Origin of the sequence: Stappia stellulata (assembly GCF_020176715.1) — a bacterium.
In the GTDB taxonomy this organism is placed as follows: Bacteria; Pseudomonadota; Alphaproteobacteria; order Rhizobiales; family Stappiaceae; genus Stappia.
In genome coordinates, this window is the sequence record NZ_JAIVMF010000027.1 from 21,015 (window position 1) to 27,200 (window position 6,186).

Sequence of the window (6,186 nt, forward strand, 5' to 3'; positions counted from 1 at the left end):
CCCGGGAGGCGAGAATGCGGATCGAGCCCAAAACCCGTGTCACCGCGGGACCGACGACAGGACGGGCGTCCTCCGCCCGCGCCGGAGCGACAGCCGAGGCACGCGCAGTGTCCGGCACCGGCAGCCTTGTCGCCATCGAACCGGTCGTGGAGACCCGCGAGACCGGCTATTCCCGGCTTCACCGCACCAATGCGGCCTTTCTCGCCCAGCTCATCGCGACGCGGGACAACATGCCGCAAACCCGCGCGCGCCGCCGCGCCGCTCCGGCGCAGGCAATCGACGCCTATCGCACCACCGAGCGCCAGCCGCGCCACATGGAAGCCGGCCGCGTGCTGGCCGTCAGCCGCTGAGGCGCGTCATCGACGCGTTGAGCGCTCAAGGCATGTGAAAAAGGCGGCAGGATCTCCCGCCGCCTTTTTTTGCATTCATCCGTCGCCGGTTGGCGTTTCAATAGCCGGCGGCCATCCCGTCCTTGCGCGGATCGGACCCGCCGACCAGCGTTCCGTTCTCGCGGTCGATCAGGATCGCCTGCGCGCCACCGATCGGACCCGGCGCCTCGACGATCTCATGCCCCAGCCCGCGCAGCACGGACAGCGTCTCGGCCGGAACGCTGCGCTCCGCCTGCAGCACGTGCGTCGTCTCGTCGAAGAACATCCGCGGAGCGTCGATCGCCTCCTGCGGATCCATGCCGAAGTCGACCATATTGGTCAGCACATGCGCGTGACCGCAGGGCTGGTAGCCCCCGCCCATCACGCCGAACGCGAGATGCGGCTTGCCGTCCTTGAACGCCATCGCCGGAATGATCGTATGCAGCGGCCGCTTGCCGCCGTCGATGCAGTTGGGATGCCCCGGCTCGAGCCGGAAGCAGGCGCCGCGGTTCTGCAGCAGCACGCCGCTCTTCGGCGCGCAGATGCCGGAACCGAAATCCTTGTAGACCGAGTTGATCAGCGACACGGCCATGCCGGCATCATCGACGACCGACAGATAGATCGTGTCCGACGACGGCCCGAGCAGCGCCGGCGGGATTTCCGGGATGCGCGAGGACGGCGTGATCCGCGCCGCCAGCTTGTCGAGATAGGCGGGCGTCAGGAAGGCCTCCGGTCCGTAGTCCATGTGGTCCGGATCGGCAAGGAAGAGATCGCGCACGGAATAGGCAAGACGTCCGGCCTCCATCTCCAGATGGAAGCGTTCCGGCCCGGACGGATCGAGGCCGGCGAGGTCGAAGCGCTCCAGGATGCCGAGCATCACCAGCGCGATGAAACCCTGGCCGTTGGGCGGCAGCTCGGCGACGTCGATGCCGCGGTAGTTGCGCACCACCGGCTCCATGTCGAGCGTCTCCATGCCCGCCATGTCGTCCATCGTCATCAGGCCGCCCTTGGCGGCCAGCGTGTCGACGATGTCCTGCGCCACCTCGCCCTCGTAGAACGCCTTGGCGCCAGTGTCAGCAATCGCCTGCAGGGTGCGGGCCAGCGCCCGGTGACGCATCACCTGGCCGACGCGGGGAATGGCGCCGTCGATCAGATACTCGTCGGCCGAGCCGGGATCGGCGGAGAGTTTTTCCAGATTGCGCGCCCAGTCGTAGGCAACGCGGGGGGTGACGGGATAGCCGTCGCGCGCGCAGGCGATCGCCCGCGTCAGCACGTCGCCAAGGCTGCGGGTTCCGTGGCGCGCCAGCAGCACCTCCCAGGCCCGCACCGCGCCCGGCACCGTCACCGCATGCGGCCCGTTGAAATCGATCTGCGTGACGCCGAGTTCGGCGAGCTTTTCCGGCGTCGCCGCCGCCGGCGCCGGGCCGGAGCCGTTCAGCCCGTGCAGGCTGCCGTCCGGACCCGCGACGATCGCGAAACAGTCCCCGCCGATGCCTGTCATCTGCGGCTCGACAACCGCCTGCACCGCCGCGGCAGCGACCGCGGCATCCACCGCATTGCCGCCCGCCTGCAGCACCTCGATGGCAGCCGATGTCGACAGCGGATGCGACGTGGCCGCCATCGCCGTCGTGGCATAGGTCGCGGATCGGCCGGGGAATTGGAAGTCGCGCATAGATTGCATCCTCTTGTTGCCTGGGCACCGGGTGCTTGTGCCGCGTTGCTGTGGTCGATGGCGCGCCGCACGCCACCGGATCGGGCGCCGACCGGGCGGCGCCCCTGGCGGGACCGCGGACCAATGACCGCATCCACCACCGCAGGGCACGCCGGCGAAAGCCGCTATTCGATGACACCCCGGGCCGCGCCCGTTATTGTTTCTCTCCTGGAGCGGGTCCTTGTCGTTTTTCTCCATTGGAACACAACAGAGACCCTGATAGCCGTTTCCGGGACCCTACACCGATGTCATTGCGGAGATTTTTGCAAATGAGCAAACTCACTCTTTCCGTATCGGAAAAAATTATCAAGGCGGCTTTTGACAAGGGCGCGGAGCTAGGCCTGAAACCCCTGACCGTCGCCGTGCTCGACGCCGGCGGCCATCTCGTCGCGCTGATGCGCCAGGACGGCTCGTCGATCATGCGGCCGCAGATCGCAACCGGCAAAGCCTATGGCGCGGTGGCCGTCGGCGCCGGATCGCGCTGGCTGGACGCCAACGCCCAGACCCGCCCGCATTTCGTGCAAGCCCTCAACGGCGCGGCCGGCGGCGGCATCGTCCCGGTGCCGGGCGGCGTGCTGATCCGTGACGGGGAAGGCGGCGAGATCCTGGGCGCCGTCGGCATCACCGGCGACACCTCCGACAATGACGAAGCCTGCGCCATTGCCGGCGTCCAGGCCGCCGGCCTTCAGGCGGACGGCGGCTGAAGGCGGCCAACAGGCCGTCCGCACGGGCGGCCTGTCGCTATTCCTTGTCGCCGCCGGCCAGGGCGTCGATCTTCTTCTGCATGGCGTCGAGCTGCTTCTTCAGCGCATCGAAGTCCTCGACATTGCGGGTGCGCGCAGCACCTTCCCCGGCTTCGGCGGCGTGTCCCGCGCCGGCCTCGCCGTCCCTTTCCTGGCCGAAGGGCAGGAACATCTTCATCGCCCGGTCGAAAACCTCGGCATTGCGCTTGACCTGATCCTCGATCGCGTCGAAGGCGGTCGCGCCGAAGGCGCTCGACATCTGCTCGCGCAGCCGGTCCTGCTCCTTGGTCAGCGACGTCATGGAAAAGTCGAGATAGCTCGGAACCACATTCTGCATGCTGTCGCCGTAGAAGCGGATCAACTGCCGCAGGAAGGTGATCGGCAGCAGGTTCTGCCCCTTGTTCTCCTGCTCGAAAATGATCTGCGTGAGCACGGAACGGGTGATGTCGTCACCGGATTTCGCGTCATAGACGACAAAATCCTCTTCATCCTTCACCATGATCGCCAGGTCTTCGAGCGTGACATAGGTGCTCGTCCCCGTATTGTAGAGACGGCGGTTGGCGTATTTCTTGATGATCGTCGGGTCGCTCGTCTTGGCCATGTCGTGTATCGGATCCCGGCTTCGGGCGTCGCCTCTTTGCGGACGACCCGGTCTCGCAAGACCGGATCGGAAAAGGACAACGCGGCATTCCTCCCGGCTCCACGCAGCCGGACCGGCTGCATGCGCCACTCGTTCGTTTCCATCACGATAAGCCAATCTCCCCCACCGGCACCACCGTTTTGTCGACCGGACCGCAAAACGCCGGATTGCGCCGCCCACCCGACGAAAGCACAAGCCGGTTCGGCGCCAAAACGGCCTCGCATACGCGGAGTGCCGGTTGACTATGGCAGGTCGACCGTCTCTAGTTTGGCGAACGCGCGTGCAAAACCAAAGAGGGGCCAGCGCGCACCCCGGGAGGTCCGGAGTTTCGGAGAACACATATGAGCGCACCCACCGACGTCGTCATTGTCAGCGCAACGCGCACACCCGTCGGCTCCTTCAACGGAGCCTTTGCCAACACCCCCGCCCATGAGCTTGGCGCCACCGCGATCAAGTCCGCCCTCGAGCGCGCCTCCGTGGCCGCGGCGGATGTGGACGAGGTGGTCTTCGGCCAGGTCCTGACCGCCGGCAGCGGGCAGAACCCGGCGCGCCAGGCGGCCATCCATGCCGGCATCCCCGAAAGCGCCACCGCTTGGGTTCTCAACCAGGTCTGCGGCTCGGGCCTGCGCACCGTCGCCATCGGCATGCAGCAGATCCTCGCCGGCGACGCCTCGATCATCGTCGCGGGCGGCCAGGAAAACATGTCGCTCTCGCCGCATTGCGCGCATATGCGCGCCGGCTACAAGATGGGCGACTTCAAGATGATCGACACGATGATCAAGGACGGCCTGTGGGACGCCTTCAACGGCTATCACATGGGCCAGACCGCCGAGAACGTCGCCGAGAGGTGGCAGATCTCCCGCGACCAGCAGGATGAATTCGCCGTCGCCTCGCAGAACAAGGCCGAGGCCGCGCAGAAAGCCGGCCGCTTCACCGACGAGATCACGCCGGTCACCGTGAAGGAGCGCAAGGGCGAGCGCGTCGTCGACCAGGACGAATACATCCGCCATGGCGCAAGCCTCGAGGGCATGGCCAAGCTGCGTCCCGCCTTCACCAAGGACGGCAGCGTCACCGCCGGCAACGCATCGGGCATCAACGACGGTGCCGCCGCCCTCGTCATCATGAGCGCGGCTGAAGCCTCGCGTCGCGGCCTGACGCCGCTGGCGCGCATCGCCTCCTGGGCCACCGCCGGCGTCGATCCGGCCGTCATGGGCTCGGGCCCGATCCCCGCCTCGCGCAAGGCGCTCGAAAAGGCCGGCTGGAAGCCGGAGGATCTCGATCTGGTGGAAGCCAACGAGGCCTTCGCCGCCCAGGCCTGCGCCGTCAACAAGGACATGGGCTGGAACCCGGACATCGTGAACGTCAACGGCGGCGCGATCGCCATCGGCCATCCGATCGGCGCGTCGGGCGCCCGCGTTCTTGTCACGCTGCTTCACGAAATGGGCAAGCGCGACGCCAAGAAGGGTCTTGCGACCCTGTGCATCGGCGGCGGCATGGGCGTTGCGCTCTGCGTCGAGCGTTGAGGCAACGGTCGCTTTTCACCTAGACTTTCGATGCACGCACGGCGCGCGGACCGCTCTGCGCGTCGTGCCTCAAAACACTGATTTCAGTTACAAATTACAATCGCGCGCCGCGGCGAACGGAATGATCGCCAAAAGCGTCGATTGACACGGATCAAGGCGGGCACAGCAAGGCATCGCCATTAAACCGGCGACGGGAAAAAAATCGTTTCCGGGTATTTCGAACCGCCAAAGGGGAGGATGTTCATGAGCAATGTGGCAATCGTGACTGGGGGAACGCGAGGCATTGGCGCCGCGATCTCGAAGGGGCTGAAGGACGCCGGCTACACCGTGGCCGCGACCTATGCCGGCAACACCGAGAAGGCGGAAGCCTTCAAGGCCGAGACCGGCATTCACGTCTACAAGTGGGACGTCGCCGATCCGCAGGCCTGCCATGACGGTGTCGCCCAGGTGGTCTCGGACCTCGGCGCGGTGGAGGTGCTCGTCAACAACGCCGGCATCACCCGCGATGGCTGGTTCCACAAGATGGACTACGACCAGTGGTCCTCGGTGATCCGCACCAACCTGGATTCCATGTTCACCATGACCCGCCCGGTCATCGACGGCATGCGCGAGCGCGGCCATGGCCGCATCATCAACATCTCCTCGATCAACGGCCAGAAGGGCCAGCTCGGGCAGACGAACTATTCCGCCGCCAAGGCCGGCGTGATCGGCTTCACCAAGGCGCTGGCCGCGGAAACCGCCCGCAAGGGCATCACGGTCAATGCGATCTGCCCGGGCTACATCGACACCGACATGGTCGCAGCCGTGCCTGAGAAGGTGCTGGAAGGCATCATCGGCAACATCCCGGTCGGCCGCCTCGGCAAGGCGGAGGAGATCGCCGGCGCCGTCGTCTATCTCGCCTCGACGCAGGCAGCCTTCATGACCGGTGCCGTCATCTCGATGAACGGCGGCCAGTATTTCGCCAACGGCTGAGGGCCATCGGCAATACGGCTTGAAACGCAAAGAGGGCTTCCGGAGCGATCCGGAAGCCCTTTTTTGGGTCTTGCCGATCAGACAACGCAAAAAAGCCGGCGCGAAAACGCCGGCTCAGACTGCTGACAAACCCCTGGCTTTGGCCGGGGGTTTTTGATTCATTGTTTTTATGTTGAAGAAGCCCGGCCCGGATCAGACAGCGCTCGAGATGGTGACGCTTGAGCAGCTT

Annotated in this window: 7 protein-coding genes; 4 read left to right on the forward strand and 3 right to left on the reverse strand. The window is 66.0% G+C overall.

The features are described 5' to 3' along the window. The first annotated feature begins 14 nt into the window (after positions 1 to 14). Complete coding sequence (locus tag LC092_RS19760; RefSeq protein ID WP_224809315.1) at positions 15 to 350, forward strand: hypothetical protein; 336 nt, start codon at positions 15 to 17, stop codon at positions 348 to 350. 97 nt (positions 351 to 447) lie between these two features. On the opposite strand, the gene ggt is transcribed toward LC092_RS19760, so the two are convergent. After that, positions 448 to 2,040, reverse strand: coding sequence for a gamma-glutamyltransferase (ggt, locus tag LC092_RS19765; protein WP_224809317.1), 1,593 nt, complete (start codon positions 2,038 to 2,040; stop codon positions 448 to 450). Positions 2,041 to 2,348: 308 nt separating this feature from the next. Between ggt and LC092_RS19770 the strand changes: the two genes are divergently transcribed. Beyond that, complete coding sequence (locus LC092_RS19770) at positions 2,349 to 2,783, forward strand: GlcG/HbpS family heme-binding protein (protein WP_224809319.1); 435 nt, start codon at positions 2,349 to 2,351, stop codon at positions 2,781 to 2,783. Between the two features lie 37 nt (positions 2,784 to 2,820). On the opposite strand, the gene phaR is transcribed toward LC092_RS19770, so the two are convergent. Continuing rightward, positions 2,821 to 3,423, reverse strand: a complete 603-nt coding sequence (gene phaR / locus LC092_RS19775) for a polyhydroxyalkanoate synthesis repressor PhaR (RefSeq protein ID WP_224809321.1) — start codon at positions 3,421 to 3,423, stop codon at positions 2,821 to 2,823. Positions 3,424 to 3,803: 380 nt separating this feature from the next. Between phaR and LC092_RS19780 the strand changes: the two genes are divergently transcribed. Beyond that, a complete protein-coding gene (locus LC092_RS19780; protein ID WP_224809322.1) occupies positions 3,804 to 4,985 on the forward strand; it encodes an acetyl-CoA C-acetyltransferase in 1,182 nt (393 codons plus the stop codon). A gap of 243 nt (positions 4,986 to 5,228) precedes the next feature. Beyond that, positions 5,229 to 5,957, forward strand: coding sequence for an acetoacetyl-CoA reductase (gene phbB, locus LC092_RS19785; protein ID WP_224809324.1), 729 nt, complete (start codon positions 5,229 to 5,231; stop codon positions 5,955 to 5,957). Here phbB and LC092_RS19790 read toward each other — a convergent pair. After that, positions 5,917 to 6,186, reverse strand: a 270-nt coding sequence (locus LC092_RS19790) for a hypothetical protein (RefSeq protein ID WP_224809326.1), incomplete at its 5' end; no start/stop codon positions are given. The two genes, phbB and LC092_RS19790, sit on opposite strands and share 41 nt — an antisense overlap.